The organism is Massilia terrae, from assembly GCF_024753145.1.
Classification (GTDB): domain Bacteria; phylum Pseudomonadota; class Gammaproteobacteria; order Burkholderiales; family Burkholderiaceae_D; genus Telluria; species Telluria terrae.
In genome coordinates this window covers 116,641-133,071 of the sequence record NZ_JANUGU010000011.1, presented here as the reverse complement: position 1 = coordinate 133,071, position 16,431 = coordinate 116,641, and the positions used below count along the sequence as shown (strand labels likewise).

Sequence of the window (16,431 nt, the reverse complement as noted above, 5' to 3'; positions counted from 1 at the left end):
TTTTTTCGCCTGTCGCGTCTGAATTCGCGCTCGTGATAAAGCGCATTCGGAATCGAAATTGGACGCCGATGCTGTCACGCAGCATACTGCACCTGTCTCCTCCAACTCTCCTCAAAAAGAATTGGACTTCAAGCCCACCGTCTGGTGGGCTTTTTTTTCGCCATTCGACGAGATCGGGCGCGCCGCGCGCTTCCCTGACAATGCTCAAGGCGCGCGCCTGCAGGCCTTCGGGATACTGGCTTGACCACCCGACCCACGGAGGCTGACATGAAGCGGCGCACTTTCCTCAAGTACGGTACTGGAGCAGCAATCGGCGGCGCGCTCGGCGCGTGCGGCGGCAGCAGGGACGACGATCCGCCGCCGGTCGCGGCGCCCGAAATCAAGGCGGTGGCCGGGTGGACCCGCACCGCCCTGCAGGCGATACGCACGGTCAAGCCCGGCCCGCCGATGGTGGCGCGCTCGCTCGCGGTGCTGCACACCTGCATGTACAACGCCTGGACCGCGTTCGACGACACGGCCCGCGCCACCCACGGCCAGGCCATCCGGCTGGCCGCGAGCGAGCGCACCGCCGCCAGCAAGACCGCGGCCCTGTGCCAGGCGGCCTACACCGCGCTGGTCGACCAGTTCCCCTCGCAAAAGGCGGCGTTCGACGCCTACCTGGCCAACCTCGGCCTGCAGCCGGCGGCGCCCGGCGCCAGCCCGGACACGGCGGCCGGGGCCGCCGTCGCGCTGACCAATGCCGAGCTGGCGTTCTGCCATGCCGACGGCGCCAACCAGCTGGGCGACCTGGCGCCGAGCGGCGTGGCGTATGCCGACTACACCGGCTACAAGGCGCAAAACCCGCCGCTGGCGACCGCCACGCCGACGCCGGCCGACGGCATTCCCGCGCCCGGCCACTGGCAGCCGCTGCGCTATGCCGACGCCAGCGGCGCCACCGTCACCCAACCCTATGTGGGCGCGGCCTGGGGGCGGGTCAAGCCCTTCGGCATGGACGCCGGCAGCCAGTTCCGGCCCGGGCCGCCGGCGGCCTTCGGCAGCGCGGAATACGAAGCGCAGGCGGCCCGGCTGGTGGAGGTGCTGGCCGCCCTCACCGACGCGCAGAAGGTGATCGCCGAATACTGGGCCGACGGGCCGAGCTCGGAGCTGCCGCCGGGCCACTGGAACCTGATCGCGCTGTATGTGTCGGAGCGCGACAAGCACGGCGACGACGAGGACGTGAAGCTGTTCTTCGCGCTGTCGAACGCGCTGGCGGATGCCGCCATCGCCTGCTGGGACGCCAAGCGCGCCTACGACTCGGAGCGGCCGATCACGGCGATCCGCTACCTGTTCCGTGGGAAGAGCCTCACCGGTTACGGGCCGCAGGGGCCGGCCGGCGGGCTGCACACCATCGCCGGCGAGGCCTGGGTGCCCTACCAGCTCGTCACGGCGCCGACGCCGCCGTTTCCGGAACACGTGTCGGGCCACAGCACCTTCAGCGCGGCGGCGGCCGAGGTGCTGCTCCGCTTCACGGGCAGCGATGCGTTCGGGGGCAACTACACCAAGGCAGCCGGTTCGATGGTGGTCGAACCGGGGGCGCCTGCGCAGGATGTGACGCTCAGCTGGGCCACGTTCAGCGATGCGGCGGCGGAAGCGGGGCTGTCGCGCATCTATGGCGGGATTCACTTCGACAATGCGAATGTGGCGGGGCAGGCGCTGGGGCGGAAGGTGGGGGCGGCGGCGTTCGCGAAGGCGAAGGCGTTCTGGGAAGGGCGGGCTTGAGTGGCTGATGTCAAGCTACCGTCACCATTCGCCAGGAACGTCGTTCCCGACCTCGCCGGCCGCCGTGGCGGGAACCACGTTCTCCCTACGATTTCAAGTTCGCCAGCGCGACGTATTGTTCGAGGCTGACGGTCTCCGGCCGCGCGCCCGGGTCGATGCCGGCTTCGACCAGCTGCGCCTCGGTGAACATGCCCGCCACGCAGTTGCGGATCACCTTGCGGCGCTGCGAGAAGGCTTTCTGCACCACCGCTTCCAGCCGCGCGCCATCGACCGCCAGCGGCTGGGCGCGCGGGATCATGCGCACGATCGCGGAATCGACCTGCGGCGGCGGATCGAAGGCGGTCGGCGGCACCACGAACAACAGCTCCATGTCGTACTTCCACTGCAGCATGACCGACAGCCGGCTGTAGGCCTTGGTGCCCGGCTCGGCCACCATGCGCTCCACCACTTCTTTCTGCAGCATGAAGTGCTGGTCTTCGACCACCGGCGCGAATTCGGCCAGGTGGAACAGCAAGGGGCTGGAAATGTTGTACGGCAGGTTGCCGACCACGCGCAGCTTGCGCCCCGCCGGCACCGGGATCGAGGCGAAATCGAACTTGAGCGCGTCGCCCGAATGCACCGTCAGGCGCTCGCGCGGATACGACTTCTCCAGGCGCGCCACCAGGTCGCGGTCCAGCTCCACCACGTGCATGTGGTCGAGCACTTTGAGCAGCAGCGCCGTCATCGCCGCCAGGCCCGGCCCGATCTCGACCATCACATCGCCTTTGCGCGGGCCGATGGCGTCGATGATGTTGTTCAGTACATGGTCATCGGTCAGGAAGTTCTGGCCGAAGCGCTTGCGGGCGACGTGTTTCATTGCTGCTTTCTGTTTTTAGTGGGTGCGGCTGGCCACGGCCATCTGCAGGGCGGCGCGGATCGCCTCTTCCATGCTGCCGCAGTCGGCCAGGCCGAGGCCGCGCGCCGCGAGATCGAGCGCGGTGCCGTGGTCGACCGAAGTGCGCACCAGCGGCAGGCCGAGCGTGATGTTGACGCCGCGTCCGAAGGTCGCGTGCTTGAGCACCGGCAGGCCCTGGTCGTGGTACATCGCCAGCACGCAGTCGGCGTCCTTCAGGTACTTCGGCTGGAACAGGGTGTCGGCCGGATACGGGCCTTGCGCATCGATGCCGCGCGCGCGCGCCGCCAGCAGGGCCGGCTCGATGACGTCGATCTCCTCGCGCCCGAGGTAGCCGTTCTCGCCCGCGTGCGGATTGAGCCCGGTGACAAGGATGCGCGGCGCGGCGATGCCGAACCTGGTCCTGAGGTCGTGGTCGATGATGTCCAGCACTTTTGCCAGGCCGTCCCGCGTGATCGCGCCTGGAACGTCCTTCAGCGGCAGGTGGGTGGTGGCCAGCGCCACGCGCAGGCAGGGTTGGCCGTTGCCGGGCGAACCGGCCAGCATCATCACGACCTGCGGCGTGCCGGTCTTTTCGGCCAGGTATTCGGTGTGGCCGGAGAACGGCACCCCGGCGTCGTTGATGGTGCTCTTTTGCAGCGGCGCGGTGACGATCGCCTCGAACCACCCGGCGCGCACGCCTTCGATGGCGGCGTCGAGGATGTCCAGCACCGCGCGGCCGTTGGCCGGATCGAGCGTGCCCGGCACCACGTGGGCCGCCAGCGGCACGTCGACCACCGCGATGCGGTCCGGCCCGAAATGCGGCAGGCCGCTGTAGCGCAGGGCCTGCAGCGACACGGCCGACAGCCGGATCGCCGGGTCGATGGCGCCCGCCGTCATCGCCAGGAAGGCAGCGTCGCCGACCAGGATGCAATTGGCGTCGCCGCGCAGCGCCCAGGCGGCCCGGATCGCGATCTCGGGGCCGATGCCGGCCGGCTCGCCGGTGGTGATCGCCAGCGCCGGGCGGCGCGCGGCAGGCGCTGGGCTCATGGGCTTACTTGTTATCGTCGCGGAACTCGACATAGGCACGGTCACGCACTTCGCGCGACCAGTCCTCGGCCGCTTCCATCAGCTTGCGCTCGTGGATGACCTGGCGCGCCACCGCGCGTTCCTTCTCCTTGGAGGTGTCCTCGCTCTTGCGCTCGACCACCTGGATCAGGTGGAAGCCGAACGGCGACTGCACCACGCCCGAGATCTCGCCCGGCTTGAGGGCGTCCATCGCCTTCTCGAAGTCCGGCTCCGTGTCACCCGCCTGCACCCAGCCCAGGTCGCCGCCCTTGGAGGCGGAACCGTCCTGCGAATACTGCTTCGCCAGGTCCTCGAAGGTGGCGGCCTTGTTGTCGACCTTTTCCTTCAGCTCCAGCAGCTTGCGCTTGACCTCGGCTTCGGTCATGGTCGGCGTGACCTTCATCAGGATGTGGCGCACGTGGGTCTGCTGCTCCATGGCCGGCTTGGCGGCGTCGTCCTGCAGCTTGCGCACGTCGACCAGCTTGAGGATCTGGAAGCCGATGGTGGCCTTGATCAGGGTGACCTGGCCCGGCTTCAGCTTGCGCAGCTCGGTGGCGAACTGCGGCGGCAGGCGGTCCGGGTCGCGCCAGCCGATCTCGCCGCCTTTCAGCGCGTCCGGCGCGTCGGAATAGGTGGAGGCGATCTTGGCGAAATCGGCGCCGGTGCGCAGCTGGCGCATCACTTCATCGGCGCGCGCCTTGCGCGCCGCGATCTGCTCGGGCGAGGCGTTCTGCGGGATACCGATCAGGATCTGCGACAGGTTCATCTCGACCTTGTCGGCGGCGGCCGCCTTCTGGGCCGCGAGATAGGTGTCGATCTCGGCGTCGGTGACCTGGATCTTGCGGTCGACCTCGTGCTCCTGCAGCTGCTGCAGCATGATCTCGTTGCGGATTTCTTCGCGGAAGGCGGAGAAGGCCATGCCTTCCTTCTCCATCTGGTTGCGCATGTCCTGCACGCTCATCTTCTGGCTCTCGGCGATGCGGCCGATGGTGCGGTCGAGCGTGACGTCGTCGACCTTGACCCCGTATTCCTTGGCCAGCTGGATCTTGGCGCGCTCGGTGATCATCATCTCGACCACGTTCTTCTGCAGGTCGTCCATGTCCGGCAGCTGGGCGTTCTGGGCACGCATGCGCGCGACCACGGAATCGACCCGGCCCTTGACCTCGTTCTTCGTGATCACCTCGTCGTTGACGACGACGGCGATCGAATCGATCACCTTGGCGTTGGCCGAGGCCGGCGGCAGGAAGCCGGTGGGCTTGGCCGCGGGCGCCGCCGCCGGCGCCTTGGCGGACTGGGCGAAAGCGGGTGCGGCGCCGAACGCGCACAGCAGTGCCGCCGCGAGCGAAATCTGTTGCAAACGGGTGGTACGCATCATCTGGGAAGCACTCATTTCAGGTTGATCCATTGCGCCCCGGTCTAGGGATGGCCGACGTTGGTGTTCAGCCGGGTGTAGCCGGGGATGCTCTTGTTAAACGATTCCAGCGGGTTGCCGAAACCGAGTCGCGACAATCCATTCAGCTCGAGTTGGAAGAAGATCGGCGTCGAGGTGGTCTGGGCCGCGGTCACGAAGCGCTGCGCGCCCATCCGGAACACCCAGCAATCCGCCTTGTACTCGAGCCCGATCAGGCTCTCGAGCAATTTTTTATCCTTCAGGGAATAACTGATCCGGCCCACGCCGTACCAGCGCATCGACAGCGGCCACTGGCCCGACAGGTCGGCGTTGCGGAAGCTGTCGCGTTGATAACGGTATTCGGCGTTGACCACCTTCATCGGCGCCGGCTGCCATTGCAGGCCCGCGTTCGAGCTGTACAGGCTGCGGCCTTGCGCGTCGTATTGTACCCCGCTATCGAAGCTCCATTCGTCGGAAATCCGGCCGCCGGCCGCGAACAGCGCGTCGGAACGGGACTGGTTGCGCGGCTCGCTCTGGTTGAGCAGGACGCGCGGATCGTCGAAATAGTAGCGCGAGCCGACCGCCACACGCAACCGTTCCACGCCGTTCGACTCGATAAAGCGCGACACCACGGCCGCCGTGACCTGGTTGGCATCGGACACGCGGTCGGCGCCGACGAAGCGGTTCTCGGTGAACAGCTGGGCGTAGTTGAAGCCGGCCACCGCGGTATCGAAATTCGGGATCGCGTCCTGGTTGCGGTACGGGGTGCGCACGTAGAACAGGCGCGGCTCCAGCGTTTGCGTGGCGGCGCGCCCGAACAGGCTGGCCTCGCGCTCGAACACCATCCCGCTGTCGAGCGAGAAGGTGGGCACGGTGCGGTCGATCGAATTCGGCAAGGGCTTGCCGAAGGCGTCCTTGTTGTTGGTCAGGTCATACTTGGTCGCGTGCAGCATCAGCTTGGGCGTGAGGAACCAGCCCGGGTGCACGATCGGCAGGCTAAGCTGCGGCACGAACACCAGGCGGTTGCCCTCGACCAGGCCGTCCGGATGCGAGAAGCGCACCGCCTCGGCGTCGACCGACCAGTCGAAGCCGCCCAGCACGTCGTAGCGGCCGGCATGGAAGTTCAGCTGCGGCAGGCGGTCATACGGGCGCGGCACGAACAGCGGCGAGCCGGGGTTGCCGCCCGAGGCCGGGTCCTGCAGCACCTGGTAGCTCTGCACGCGCGCCGACAGGCTCCAGTAACGCGCGCCGTAGTCGGTGCGCAGTTCGCGCAGCAGCTGGCGCTCGGCGGAGGCGGCCACGGTGCGCGAGAAATCGCTGGGGTAGTTGTCGTCCGAGGCCGCGTGCACGGTCCAGCCGTAGGTCCAGCCCTGGCCGACGGTCTGGTTGTGCATCGACTGCACCAGCCAGCGGTCGCGGTGGCGGATGCGGTCGTTGGGCAGGGCCTCGACGTGGGTCTCGCCGCTGTACGGGCCGGCGTCGGTGACGCCGAGGTAGCGGAAGGTGGCGCCCAGCTGCACCCCGCGGTTGAACATGATGCGCGGGAACAGGGTCAGGTCGCGGTTGGGCGCGATGTTGACGTAGTAAGGCACCATCAGCTCGCCGCTGCCCTTGGAGCCGACCCCGATCGAGGGCGGCAGCCAGCCGGAGCGGCGCGCGCCCGACAGCGAGAACGACAGCGCCGGCGTGCCGAGGATGGGCACGCCCTTGAAGTAGATGACGGTGCTGGCCGCGGTGCCGATGTCGCGGCCGGTGTCGAGCCGCAGGCGCGAGGATTTCAGGTACCAGTCCGGGTCCGGCCCCTCGCAGGTGCTGTAGGTGCCGTCCGAAACCAGGCCGACGTCTTCGGACAGGAAGTCGATGCGCTCGGCGCGGCCCTGCGCGTTGTTCAGTTGCAGGTGGTACTGCGGGTTGGTGACCCAGCCCTTGCCGGTGTCGAGGTTCAGTTCGAGGGCGTCGCCCTTGTAGCGGTCACCGAAGCGCCACATGTTCACGTTGCCGCTGGCCGACACCTGGTTGGGCACCATCAGGTAGCAGCCCGTGTCGGCGGTGAGGCCGGTGCCGTCGCGCGTGATCTCGACCTCGCGCTTCAGGTCCAGCTGGCGGTCGGGACGGCCGTTGATCTCCTCGGCGCGCACGGTGACCGGCTGCTGGTCCTCGTTCACGGGCCTGGATGCGGGCGCCGGCGCGGTCTGCGCGAGCAGCGGCCCGGTGGCAAAGGTCGCGAGCGCGCCGAGCACGACGGCGGTGGTGCGCGAAAGTGGGAGGGCCGCAAACAAGCTCATGAACGGAGGTATTGCACCATATACGGGCGATTCTTCAGATTGAATTCCTTATTATATGGGAACTTGTTCAGTACGGTCGCAAACGCCCAGCCACATCGCGTCGCGGCGCCTGCGGGGAGCAGGGCGCAAGTGCTTGAAATTGCAGGGAAACGCCGCGGGGCAATTGTTACAATTTGGCGGCGCGGGATGCGCTTGCGTTGGCTCAAGCGGCCAGCCGGTCGAGCAGGCGTTCCAGCGCCTGCCGGTACCCGGTGTGCAGCGCGGCCTGGCCGCCGGCATGGGCGGCGATGGCCAGTCCGCTGCCGTGCGCGTGGTCGACCAGGATGTCGCGCCAGGCCAGCGGCGCGTCCGTGAGCGCCGCCAGCAATTCGGCCAGGCGCGCGGTGATGCGGCCGGTGACGCCGGCCAGCGCGTCGGGCGCGGCAAACAGCGCCAGGGTCAGTTGCGGATGGCGGGCGACGGTCGCATGGTAGCGCAGCAGCAGGGCCGCGAGCGCGGCGCGTGCATCCGCCTGGCCCGCTTCGGCATCGAGCACGCCGGCGTACACGCGGTCCGACAGCGCCTGCAGCAGGGCGGCGCGGTCGCCGACGTGGCGGTACAGGCTCATTGGTGAAACACCGAGCCTTGCGGCCAGCGCGCGCATGGTCAGCCCCTGCCCGCCGCCCTCCTCCAGCAGCGCCAGCGCCTGCTCGATGATCGCATGCTGCTCCAGCCCGGCGCCGCCGGCCGGGCGTCCGCGCGGGCGCGTCATGCGAGGCGGTAGGTCGATTGCACGAGGCCGGACGGGAAGCTGCGGCTGGACAGCAGCCGCAGGTCGACGTCGCGCGGCAGCGCCCCGAACAGCGGCCGGCCGGCGCCGATCAGCACCGGCACCGTCGTGATGACCATGTCGGCAACCAGCCCCGCGCGCAGGAAGGACTGCACCAGCTGGCCGCCATCGAGATAGATGCGGCGCACGCCCTGGCTTGCCAGTTCATCCATCAGCGCCGCCGGCGCGCGATTGGCGAAGCGGACCTTGCCCGCGCGCGCAGGCGGCACCGGCGTGCCGGCCAGGCGGGCGGACAACACCAGCACCGGCAGCTGGTAGGGCCAGGGGTCGAAGCTGCACACCTTCTCGTAGCTGCCGCGGCCCATCACGACCAGGTCCTTGTCAGCAATGAAAGCCGCATAACCATGATCCTCCGCCGGATCGTCGCGCGCCAGCAGCCAGCCGATGTCGCCGTCGGCGCGGGCGATGAAGCCATCCAGGCTCTTGGCGATAAAAACATGTGCTGTCGTCATGTCATCCCCGGTTAAATATACGGTGTATATTATATGCGGTTTGGCGCAGACGGGATGGGAAATCGCGTATGATGGCAACCGAGTTTATCAACCGGATCTCCCGCCCGCTTCATGTCTTCCCTGTCTCAACACACTCCCACTTCCGCCGACAAGGACACGCGCCTGGCGATGCTGGCCGGCTGGCTGGCCTCGCTCAATCTGGTGGACGCGGACTCGCGCCGCCCGGCCTCGTCCGACGCCAGCTTTCGCCGCTACTTCCGGCTCGACGTGCTGCCGGCGCTGCGCGCCAAGCTGGGCGACACCCTGGTCGCGATGGATGCCCCGCCCGAACGCGAGAACGTGCCGGCCTTCATCCACGTCGACGGCCTGCTGCGCGATGCCGGCGTGACGGTGCCGGCGATCGTCGCGCGCGACGTCGAACGCGGCTTCCTGCTGCTGTCGGACCTGGGCACCACCACCTACCTGCAGCGGCTGGACGCGGACAACGCGCCCTTCATGTATTCGGACGCGGTGGACGCGCTGCTCAAGTTCCAGCTGGCCAGCCAGCCTGGCGTGCTGCCGGAATTCGACCGCGCCTTCGTGCTGCGCGAGATGAACCTGTTCCCCGAGTGGTACGTCACGCGCCACCTCGGCATCACGATGAGCGAGCCGCAGAAGGCCCAGCTGGACCAGGTGTTCGAGGCCATTTGCGCCAACGTGCTGGCGCAGCAGCAGGTCTACATGCACCGCGACTTCCACTCGCGCAACCTGATGTTCCTCGACGAAGGCAACCCGGGCGTGCTGGACTTCCAGGACGCGGTGTGGGGCCCGGTCACCTACGACCTCGCCTCGCTGCTGCGCGACGCCTACATCCAGTGGGACGAGGAGCAGGTGCTGGACTGGGCGGTGCGCTACTGGCAGAGCGCGAAGAAGCTGGGCCTGCCGGTGAACCCGGACATCGACGCCTTCTACCGCGACTTCGAATTCATGGGCCTGCAGCGGCACCTGAAAATCCTCGGCATCTTCTGCCGCCTGAACTACCGCGACGGCAAGCCGGTCTACATGGGCGACCTGCCGACCGTGATGGACTATGTGCGCAAGACCGCCAACCGCTACAAAGAACTGAAACCCCTGCTGCGCCTGCTCGACACCTTCGAGGAAAAAGCGCCGCAGGTCGGCTACACCTTTTAAGACGCCCCGATGAAAGCCATGATTCTTGCCGCCGGACGCGGCGAGCGGATGCGACCGCTGACCGACACCTGCCCCAAGCCCCTGCTCAAGGTGCGCGGGCGGCCGCTGATCACCTGGCACGTGCTCAACCTCGTGCGGGCCGGGATCAGCGAGATCGTGATCAACCATTCGCACCTCGGCCACATGATCGAGGAAGAGCTGGGCGACGGCAGCAAGTACGGCGCCAGGATCGCCTACTCGCACGAGCCGGTGCCGCTGGAATTCGTGGGCGGCGTGGCGAACGCCTTGCACCTCCTGGGCGACGAACCCTTCCTGGTGGTGTCGGGCGATATCTACGCGCCCTACTTCGACTTCGCGCAGGCACTCGATGCGCTGAAGGATGAGGACATGCTGGGCAAGCCGTATCCGGTGGACCAGCGCGACATCGCCTGGTTCTGGCTGACGCCGAATCCCTGGCACAACCCGAACGGCGACTTCGCGCTCGACATGTACACGCTGGCCAACGAGGGTTCGCCGAAGTGGAATTTCGCCGGCATCGGCGTGTACCGGCCGGAGTTGTTCGCCGATGTGAAGCCGGGCGACTTCGCCAAGTTCGGGCCATTGATGCGCAAGTATGTGGACCTGGGACGCATCGGCGGCGAGGTCTATCACGGCGAGTGGGTGAACGTCGGCACGGTGCGCCAGCTCGAAGAACTGAACGCGCCGCTGCAAGCGAGGGCCGCGGTATGAACCCGTTTGCAGCGCGCCGCGCGCGCTTGGCACAGCAGATGCAGCCGGGCGCGGTGGCCGTGCTGCAGACCGCGCCGGAAGTGCTGCGCAATGCCGACAGCGAGTATCCCTACCGGCACGACAGCCACTTCTACTACCTGAGCGGCTTCACCGAGCCGCAGGCCGTGGTGGTGGTGGTGGCGGCCAGGGGCGCGGCGCCGGCGCGTTCGATCCTGTTCTGCCGCGAGAAGAATATCGAGCACGAGACCTGGACCGGTTTCCGTTACGGCCCGGACGGCGCGCGCAGCAGTTTCGGCTTCGACGAGGCCTACCCGATCGACGAGCTGGATGCGCAGATGGCGCGCCTGCTGGCGGACTGCCCGGCGCTGTGGTACCCGGTCGGGCGCGACAACGCCTTCGACGCGCGCGTGGCGCGCTGGCTGGGCGCGGTGCGCGCGCAGGCCCGCAGCGGCGTGCTGGCCCCGGCCGCGCTGCACGACGTGCTGGGCGTGCTGGACGAAATGCGCGTCATCAAGGACGAGGCCGAGCTGGCGCTGATGCAGCGCGCCGCCGACATCTCGGGCGCGGCGCATGCGCGCGCGATGCGCGCCGCGCGGCCCGGCATGTGGGAATACGAGATCGAGGCCGAACTGCTGCACGAGTTCCGCCGCAACGGCGCGCAGTATCCGGCCTACACGCCAATCGTGGCGGCCGGCGCCAACGCCTGCATCCTGCACTACAACAGCAACAACGCGCAGGCGCGCGACGGCGACCTGCTGCTGATCGACGCCGGCTGCGAGTTCGATTCCTACGCCGCCGACATCACGCGCACCTGGCCGGTCAACGGCCGCTTTTCCGCGCCGCAAAAGGCGCTGTACCAGCTGGTGCTGGCGGCGCAGCAGGCCGCGATCGAAGCGGTGGTGCCGGGGCGGCCGTACAGCGACATCCACGCGGCGGCGCTGCGCGTGCTCACCCAGGGCATGCTGGAGCTGGGGCTGATCGACAAGGGCAAGTACGCGAGCCTGGACGATGCGATCGCCGAGCGCGCCTACGCGCCCTTCTACATGCACGGCACCGGCCACTGGCTGGGACTGGACGTGCACGACGCCGGCCAGTACCGCGACAGCGCGGTCGAAGGCAAGCCCTCGCGCGCGCTGCAGCCCGGGATGGTGCTGACGGTGGAGCCGGGCATCTATGTGCGGCCGGCGGACGGCGTGCCGGAGCAGTTCTGGCATATCGGCATCCGGATCGAGGACGACGTGGTGGTGACCGCGGATGGCTGCCGGGTGCTGACCTGGGCCGCGCCGAAGACCGTCGACGACATCGAGGCACTGATGCGGGGCGCAGCATGAGTGAGCTGCGCAGCGGGCAGCCGGACGTCGACGTGGCGATCTGCGGCGCCGGTCCGGTGGGCATGGCGCTGGCGGCGCAGCTGGCGCGGCGCGGCATGCCGGGGAAGCGCATCGCGCTGGTCGATGCGAAAGGGCTGGGGCAGGCGATCTCGGATCCGCGCTCGATCGCGCTGGCCTGGGGCAGCCGCCTGCTGCTGGAAGAGCTGGGCGCCTGGCCGCTGCCGGCCACGGCGATCCACCAGATCCACGTGTCGCGCCGCGGGCGGCTGGGACGCAGCATGATGGACCGCGCCGAGCACAAGCTGGCGGCGCTGGGCTATGTGGCGCGCTACGGCGACGTGGTCGACGCGCTGGCCAAGGCGTGCGAGCGGGCCGGCGTGCAGGTGATCCGGCCGGCGCGGGTGCTGGCGGCGGACGAGCAGGACGATGCGGTGATGCTGCCGCTGGACGATGGGCGTACGGTGCGCGCGCTGGTCGCGGTGCAGGCCGAGGGCGGCCTGTTCGGACAGCAGCAGGACCGCGCGCAGAAGCGCGATTACGGGCAGACCGGCGTGATCGCGCGCGTGACGGTGTCGCATCCGATTGCGCACCGGGCGTTCGAACGCTTCACCGAGGAAGGGCCGCTGGCCCTGCTGCCGCAGGACGGCGCGGACGGGCACCAGTATGCGCTGGTGTGGTGCGTGAAGCCGGAGCGGGCGACGCAGCTGGTGGAGATGGACGAGGGGCGTTTTCTTGCGCAGCTGGGCGAGGCCTTTGGCGGCCGGCTCGGCAGGTTCACGCGGGTGTCGGCGCGGGTGGCGTATCCGCTCGGCTTGAATGCGGATGCGCGTGCGACCGCGCGCACGGTCGCGGTGGGGAATGCGGCGCAGACGCTGCATCCGGTGGCGGGGCAAGGGCTCAACCTGGGCTTGCGCGATGCGGCGGTGCTGGCCAGGATGCTGGCCACGCGCGGCGCGAGCCCGCAGGCGGTGCTGGAGTTCGTGGCGGAGCGGCAGCAGGACCGCCGGCTCACCATCAGCCTCACGGATGCGATGGCGCGCCTGTTCACGGATACGGGGCCGCTGCAGTCGCTGTTCGGCATTTCGCTGGCGGTGCTCGATACCGTCACGCCGGCCAGGATGCTGCTGGCGGAGCTGATGATGTTCGGGCACCGCGGGGGGCGAGTGCCCCGCTACACCGAATAACATCCTTACCCTCAAAACCGTCGTCCCGGCGAAGGCCGGGACCCATAGACAAGCTGCGTAGCCGCACACTCAGCATGGGTCCCGGCCTTCGCCGGGACGACGGTTTTTAGGCTGTTTTATTCGACTGCCTTGACCATCGATTCGATCACCTTCTTGGCGTCGCCGAACACCATCATCGTATTCGGCTGGTAGAACAGCTCATTGTCCAAGCCCGCGTAGCCGCTGGCCATCGAGCGCTTGTTGACGATGATGCTCTTGGCTTTGTACGCCTCCAGGATCGGCATCCCCGCGATCGGCGATTTCGGGTCCTTCGCGGCCGGGTTCACCACGTCGTTCGCGCCCAGCACCAGCACCACGTCGGTCTGCCCGAATTCGCTGTTGATGTCTTCCATCTCGGCCACCTGGTCATACGGCACTTCGGCTTCCGCCAGCAGCACGTTCATGTGGCCCGGCATGCGCCCCGCCACCGGGTGGATCGCGTAGCGCACCTGCACGCCGTGCTCGGTCAGCTTGTCGACCAGCTCCTTGACCGCGTGCTGGGCGCGCGCCACCGCCAGGCCGTAGCCCGGGACGATGATCACCGATTCGGCATTCTGCAGGATGAAGGCGGCGTCGTCCGCCGAACCGGATTTCACCGGACGCTGCTCCTGCGTGCCGCTGCCGGCGCCGGCATCGGTCTCGCCGCCGAAGCCGCCGAGGATCACGTTGAAGAAGGAGCGGTTCATCGCCTTGCACATGATGTAGGACAGGATCGCGCCCGAAGAGCCGACCAGCGAGCCGGCGATGATCAGCATCGCGTTGTTGAGCGAGAAGCCGATGCCGGCCGCGGCCCAGCCCGAGTAGCTGTTGAGCATGGAGACCACCACCGGCATGTCGGCGCCGCCGATCGGGATGATGATCAGCACGCCCAGCACGAAGGCCAGCAGCGCCATCAGGGCGTACGGGGTCCAGGCCGGCCCGAGCGGGTTGTCGTCGAAGCAGAACGCCAGGCCGAGGGCGACGATGGCCAGCGCCAGCAGCAGGTTGAGCCAGTGCTGGCCGGCGAAGCGCACCGGCGCGCCCTGGAACAGGCGGAACTTGTATTTGCCGGACAGCTTGCCGAAGGCGATGACCGAGCCGGAAAAGGTCACCGCGCCGACGAAGGTGCCGATGAACAGTTCGAGCCGGTTGCCGAAGGGGAGCACGGTGGCGCGCGGGACGATATTGAAGGCCCACGGTTCGGACACGGCGGCGACCGCGATGCAGACCGCGGCCAGGCCGATCAGCGAGTGCATGGCGGCCACCAGTTCCGGCATCTTGGTCATCTCGACGCGGCGCGCGGCAAGCGCGCCGATGGCGCCGCCGACCACCACGCCCAGCAGCACCAGGGCGAAGCCCATGCCGCCTGGGGCCAGGGTCGCGCGCAGCTTGAACATCAGGGCCACGGTGGTGACGGCGGCGATGGCCATGCCGCTCATGCCGAACATATTGCCGGCGCGCGCGGTCGAGGGCGAGGACAGGCCCTTGAGCGCCTGGATGAAACAGACCGAGGCGACCAGGTAGAGCAAGGTGACCATATTCATGCTGAGGCCGTTCATGCGACTTCCTCCCCGGCCTTCACGGCGGCGCTAGCGGGGGCGGCTTTCGCTTTTGGCTCCTTTTTCTTGAACATCTCCAGCATGCGCTGGGTGACCAGGAAGCCGCCGAACACGTTGACCGCGGCCAGCGCCACGGCGATGGTGCCGGCCACCTGGCCGGTCACGCCTTCGGTCAGGCCGGCGGCCAGCATGGCGCCGACGATGATGATGGCGGAGATCGCGTTGGTCACGGCCATCAGCGGCGTGTGCAGGGCCGGGGTGACGTTCCACACCACGTGGTAGCCGACGTAGATGGCCAGCACGAAGATGACCAGGTTGATGATGATGTGACTGACTTCCATGCTTGCCTCACCTTTAAGTTAATCCTCTGTCGTCGTTCCCGCGCAGGCGGGAATCCATACTGAGCGTCCCGTCACGCGGTCTATGGGTTCCCGCCTGCGCGGGAACGACGGTTTGGCTGTTGGTGGCTGTTTGCTTACTTGCGCAGCAGCTCGCCGTCCATGCACATCAGGGTCGCGGCCACGATCTCGTCGGCGCGGTCGATCACCAGCTGGTCGTCCTTGTCGAGGATCAGCTTGAGGAAGTCGAGCACGTTGCGGGCGTAGAACTGGGAGGCGTCGGCGGCCACCAGCGCGGCCAGGTTGGGCTCGCCGATAATGGAGACGCCGTGCTTGACCACGGTCTTGCCCAGCTCCGTCAGCGGGCAGTTGCCGCCCTGCTCGATCGCCATGTCGACGATCACCGAGCCCGGCTTCATGGCCTTGACCGTCTCTTCCGAGATCAGCACCGGCGCCGGACGGCCCGGGATCAGGGCGGTGGTGACGATGATGTCGGCCAGCCTGGCGCGCTCGTGCACCAGCTCGGCCTGGCGCCGCATCCAGTCGGCCGGCATCGGGCGCGCGTAGCCGCCGATGCCCTTGGCGATCTCGCGTTCCTCGTCGGTCAGGTAGGGCACGTCGATGAATTTGGCGCCGAGCGATTCGACCTGTTCCTTGACCGGCGGGCGCACGTCGGAGGCCTCGATCACGGCGCCGAGGCGCTTGGCGGTGGCGATCGCCTGCAGGCCGGCCACGCCCACGCCCATGATCAGCACGCGGGCGGCCTTGACGGTGCCGGCGGCGGTCATCAGCATCGGCATGAAGCGCTGGTAGGTGTTGGCGGCCAGCATCACGGCCTTGTAGCCGGCGATGTTGGCTTGCGAGGACAGCACGTCGAGCGACTGGGCGCGGGTGATGCGCGGCGCGGCTTCCAGCGCGAAGGCGGTGAGGCGGGCGTCGGCCAGCGCGGCCAGGGTGTCGCGGTCGAAGGGATTGAGCATGCCGACCAGCACGGCGCCGGCGTGCATCTGGGCGCGCTCGGCGGCGTCGGGGGCGCGCACCTTGAGCACCAGGTCGGCGCCCAGCGCATCGGCGGCGCTGCCGATGGTGGCGCCGGCCGCGGCATAGGCGCTGTCGGGGACCGAGGAGCGCTCGCCGGCCCCGGCCTGCACCACGAGCTGGTGGCGGGCCGCCAGTTTCTTGACGGTTTCGGGGGTCGCCGCCACCCGGGTTTCGCCCGGCCGCGTTTCCGCCGGAATACCAATTCGCATGAAATCCCTCCGATTAGATGTGCCTCTGCATCCGCGTACGCGTCCCATTACACCGGAAAAGTACTTGCCTATCAACAAATATTTTCGCGGCGCGCGAACCGGCCATTGTCCGGCGAAATACGATTCGTTTGCAGCACTATCCCGGCGTTTTTTGTATCAGATCAAGGAAGATCGCCCGTGCGGACGGCGCCGGCGCGCA

General features: G+C 68.1%; 15 protein-coding genes. 6 read left to right on the top strand and 9 right to left on the bottom strand.

Annotation, left to right across the window (positions count from 1 at the left end; all coding sequences use genetic code 11):
* Positions 1-58: 58 nt before the first annotated feature.
* Together NX778_RS23250 and NX778_RS23245 are read left to right on the top strand one after the other, a co-directional pair.
* On the top strand, positions 59-244 hold the full coding sequence (locus tag NX778_RS23250; protein WP_258814189.1) for a hypothetical protein: 186 nt from the start codon (positions 59-61) through the stop codon (positions 242-244).
* 23 nt (positions 245-267) lie between these two features.
* Entirely contained in the window at positions 268-1,758 is a 1,491-nt protein-coding gene (locus NX778_RS23245) for a vanadium-dependent haloperoxidase (RefSeq protein WP_258814188.1), read from the top strand.
* Between the two features lie 85 nt (positions 1,759-1,843).
* Here NX778_RS23245 and rsmA read toward each other — a convergent pair whose 3' ends face one another.
* The 6 genes from rsmA to NX778_RS23215 all read right to left on the bottom strand — a co-directional run bounded on the left by rsmA (position 1,844) and on the right by NX778_RS23215 (position 8,653).
* Positions 1,844-2,614, bottom strand: a complete 771-nt coding sequence (gene rsmA, locus NX778_RS23240) for a 16S rRNA (adenine(1518)-N(6)/adenine(1519)-N(6))-dimethyltransferase RsmA (RefSeq protein WP_258814187.1) — start codon at positions 2,612-2,614, stop codon at positions 1,844-1,846.
* Positions 2,615-2,629: 15 nt separating this feature from the next.
* On the bottom strand, positions 2,630-3,679 hold the full coding sequence (pdxA, locus tag NX778_RS23235; protein WP_258814186.1) for a 4-hydroxythreonine-4-phosphate dehydrogenase PdxA: 1,050 nt from the start codon (positions 3,677-3,679) through the stop codon (positions 2,630-2,632).
* Between the two features lie 4 nt (positions 3,680-3,683).
* Positions 3,684-5,087 (bottom strand): peptidylprolyl isomerase, encoded by a 1,404-nt coding sequence (locus NX778_RS23230; protein ID WP_258814185.1) that lies wholly within the window; start codon positions 5,085-5,087, stop codon positions 3,684-3,686.
* 26 nt (positions 5,088-5,113) lie between these two features.
* On the bottom strand, positions 5,114-7,372 hold the full coding sequence (locus tag NX778_RS23225) for an LPS-assembly protein LptD (RefSeq protein ID WP_258814184.1): 2,259 nt from the start codon (positions 7,370-7,372) through the stop codon (positions 5,114-5,116).
* A 202-nt stretch (positions 7,373-7,574) separates the two neighbouring features.
* A complete protein-coding gene (locus NX778_RS23220; RefSeq protein ID WP_258814183.1) occupies positions 7,575-8,123 on the bottom strand; it encodes a TetR/AcrR family transcriptional regulator in 549 nt (182 codons plus the stop codon).
* A complete protein-coding gene (locus tag NX778_RS23215; RefSeq protein ID WP_258814182.1) occupies positions 8,120-8,653 on the bottom strand; it encodes a dihydrofolate reductase family protein in 534 nt (177 codons plus the stop codon). Before NX778_RS23215 ends, NX778_RS23220 begins: the two co-directional genes overlap by 4 nt.
* Positions 8,654-8,764: 111 nt before the next feature.
* Here NX778_RS23215 and NX778_RS23210 point away from each other — a divergent pair, with 111 nt between their 5' ends.
* From NX778_RS23210 to NX778_RS23195, 4 genes are read left to right on the top strand one after another with little or no spacing between them, the layout of a single operon-like run.
* Complete coding sequence (locus NX778_RS23210; protein WP_258814181.1) at positions 8,765-9,823, top strand: aminoglycoside phosphotransferase family protein; 1,059 nt, start codon at positions 8,765-8,767, stop codon at positions 9,821-9,823.
* 9 nt (positions 9,824-9,832) lie between these two features.
* Positions 9,833-10,552 carry an N-acetylmuramate alpha-1-phosphate uridylyltransferase MurU gene (gene murU, locus NX778_RS23205; protein WP_258814180.1) on the top strand — a complete coding sequence of 240 codons (720 nt, stop codon included), beginning with the start codon at positions 9,833-9,835 and terminating at the stop codon, positions 10,550-10,552.
* Positions 10,549-11,883, top strand: coding sequence for a Xaa-Pro aminopeptidase (pepP, locus tag NX778_RS23200; protein ID WP_258814179.1), 1,335 nt, complete (start codon positions 10,549-10,551; stop codon positions 11,881-11,883). Before murU ends, pepP begins: the two co-directional genes overlap by 4 nt.
* Positions 11,880-13,067 (top strand): UbiH/UbiF/VisC/COQ6 family ubiquinone biosynthesis hydroxylase, encoded by a 1,188-nt coding sequence (locus tag NX778_RS23195; RefSeq protein ID WP_258814178.1) that lies wholly within the window; start codon positions 11,880-11,882, stop codon positions 13,065-13,067. The genes pepP and NX778_RS23195 overlap by 4 nt, the downstream gene beginning before the upstream one ends.
* 116 nt (positions 13,068-13,183) lie before the next feature.
* On the opposite strand, the gene NX778_RS23190 is transcribed toward NX778_RS23195, so the two are convergent.
* The 3 genes from NX778_RS23190 to NX778_RS23180 all read right to left on the bottom strand — a co-directional run bounded on the left by NX778_RS23190 (position 13,184) and on the right by NX778_RS23180 (position 16,232).
* Positions 13,184-14,644, bottom strand: coding sequence for an NAD(P)(+) transhydrogenase (Re/Si-specific) subunit beta (locus NX778_RS23190; protein WP_258814177.1), 1,461 nt, complete (start codon positions 14,642-14,644; stop codon positions 13,184-13,186).
* On the bottom strand, positions 14,641-14,985 hold the full coding sequence (locus NX778_RS23185) for an NAD(P) transhydrogenase subunit alpha part 2 (RefSeq protein WP_258814176.1): 345 nt from the start codon (positions 14,983-14,985) through the stop codon (positions 14,641-14,643). Before NX778_RS23185 ends, NX778_RS23190 begins: the two co-directional genes overlap by 4 nt.
* Positions 14,986-15,119: 134 nt before the next feature.
* Positions 15,120-16,232, bottom strand: coding sequence for a Re/Si-specific NAD(P)(+) transhydrogenase subunit alpha (locus tag NX778_RS23180; RefSeq protein ID WP_258814175.1), 1,113 nt, complete (start codon positions 16,230-16,232; stop codon positions 15,120-15,122).
* Between the last annotated feature and the right edge of the window lie 199 nt (positions 16,233-16,431).

What these genes read in the sequence shown, in the direction of transcription:
- NX778_RS23185 (WP_258814176.1), bottom strand. Translation starts at nt 14,985, where the DNA reads ATGGAAGTCAGTCACATCATCATCAACCTGGTCATCTTCGTGCTGGCC.
- NX778_RS23210 (WP_258814181.1), top strand. Translation starts at nt 8,765, where the DNA reads ATGTCTTCCCTGTCTCAACACACTCCCACTTCCGCCGACAAGGACACG.
- pepP (WP_258814179.1), top strand. Translation starts at nt 10,549, where the DNA reads ATGAACCCGTTTGCAGCGCGCCGCGCGCGCTTGGCACAGCAGATGCAG.
- NX778_RS23225 (WP_258814184.1), bottom strand. Translation starts at nt 7,372, where the DNA reads ATGAGCTTGTTTGCGGCCCTCCCACTTTCGCGCACCACCGCCGTCGTG.
- NX778_RS23190 (WP_258814177.1), bottom strand. Translation starts at nt 14,644, where the DNA reads ATGAACGGCCTCAGCATGAATATGGTCACCTTGCTCTACCTGGTCGCC.
- murU (WP_258814180.1), top strand. Translation starts at nt 9,833, where the DNA reads ATGAAAGCCATGATTCTTGCCGCCGGACGCGGCGAGCGGATGCGACCG.
- rsmA (WP_258814187.1), bottom strand. Translation starts at nt 2,614, where the DNA reads ATGAAACACGTCGCCCGCAAGCGCTTCGGCCAGAACTTCCTGACCGAT.
- NX778_RS23230 (WP_258814185.1), bottom strand. Translation starts at nt 5,087, where the DNA reads ATGAGTGCTTCCCAGATGATGCGTACCACCCGTTTGCAACAGATTTCG.
- NX778_RS23215 (WP_258814182.1), bottom strand. Translation starts at nt 8,653, where the DNA reads ATGACGACAGCACATGTTTTTATCGCCAAGAGCCTGGATGGCTTCATC.
- NX778_RS23195 (WP_258814178.1), top strand. Translation starts at nt 11,880, where the DNA reads ATGAGTGAGCTGCGCAGCGGGCAGCCGGACGTCGACGTGGCGATCTGC.
- NX778_RS23180 (WP_258814175.1), bottom strand. Translation starts at nt 16,232, where the DNA reads ATGCGAATTGGTATTCCGGCGGAAACGCGGCCGGGCGAAACCCGGGTG.
- NX778_RS23245 (WP_258814188.1), top strand. Translation starts at nt 268, where the DNA reads ATGAAGCGGCGCACTTTCCTCAAGTACGGTACTGGAGCAGCAATCGGC.
- pdxA (WP_258814186.1), bottom strand. Translation starts at nt 3,679, where the DNA reads ATGAGCCCAGCGCCTGCCGCGCGCCGCCCGGCGCTGGCGATCACCACC.
- NX778_RS23220 (WP_258814183.1), bottom strand. Translation starts at nt 8,123, where the DNA reads ATGACGCGCCCGCGCGGACGCCCGGCCGGCGGCGCCGGGCTGGAGCAG.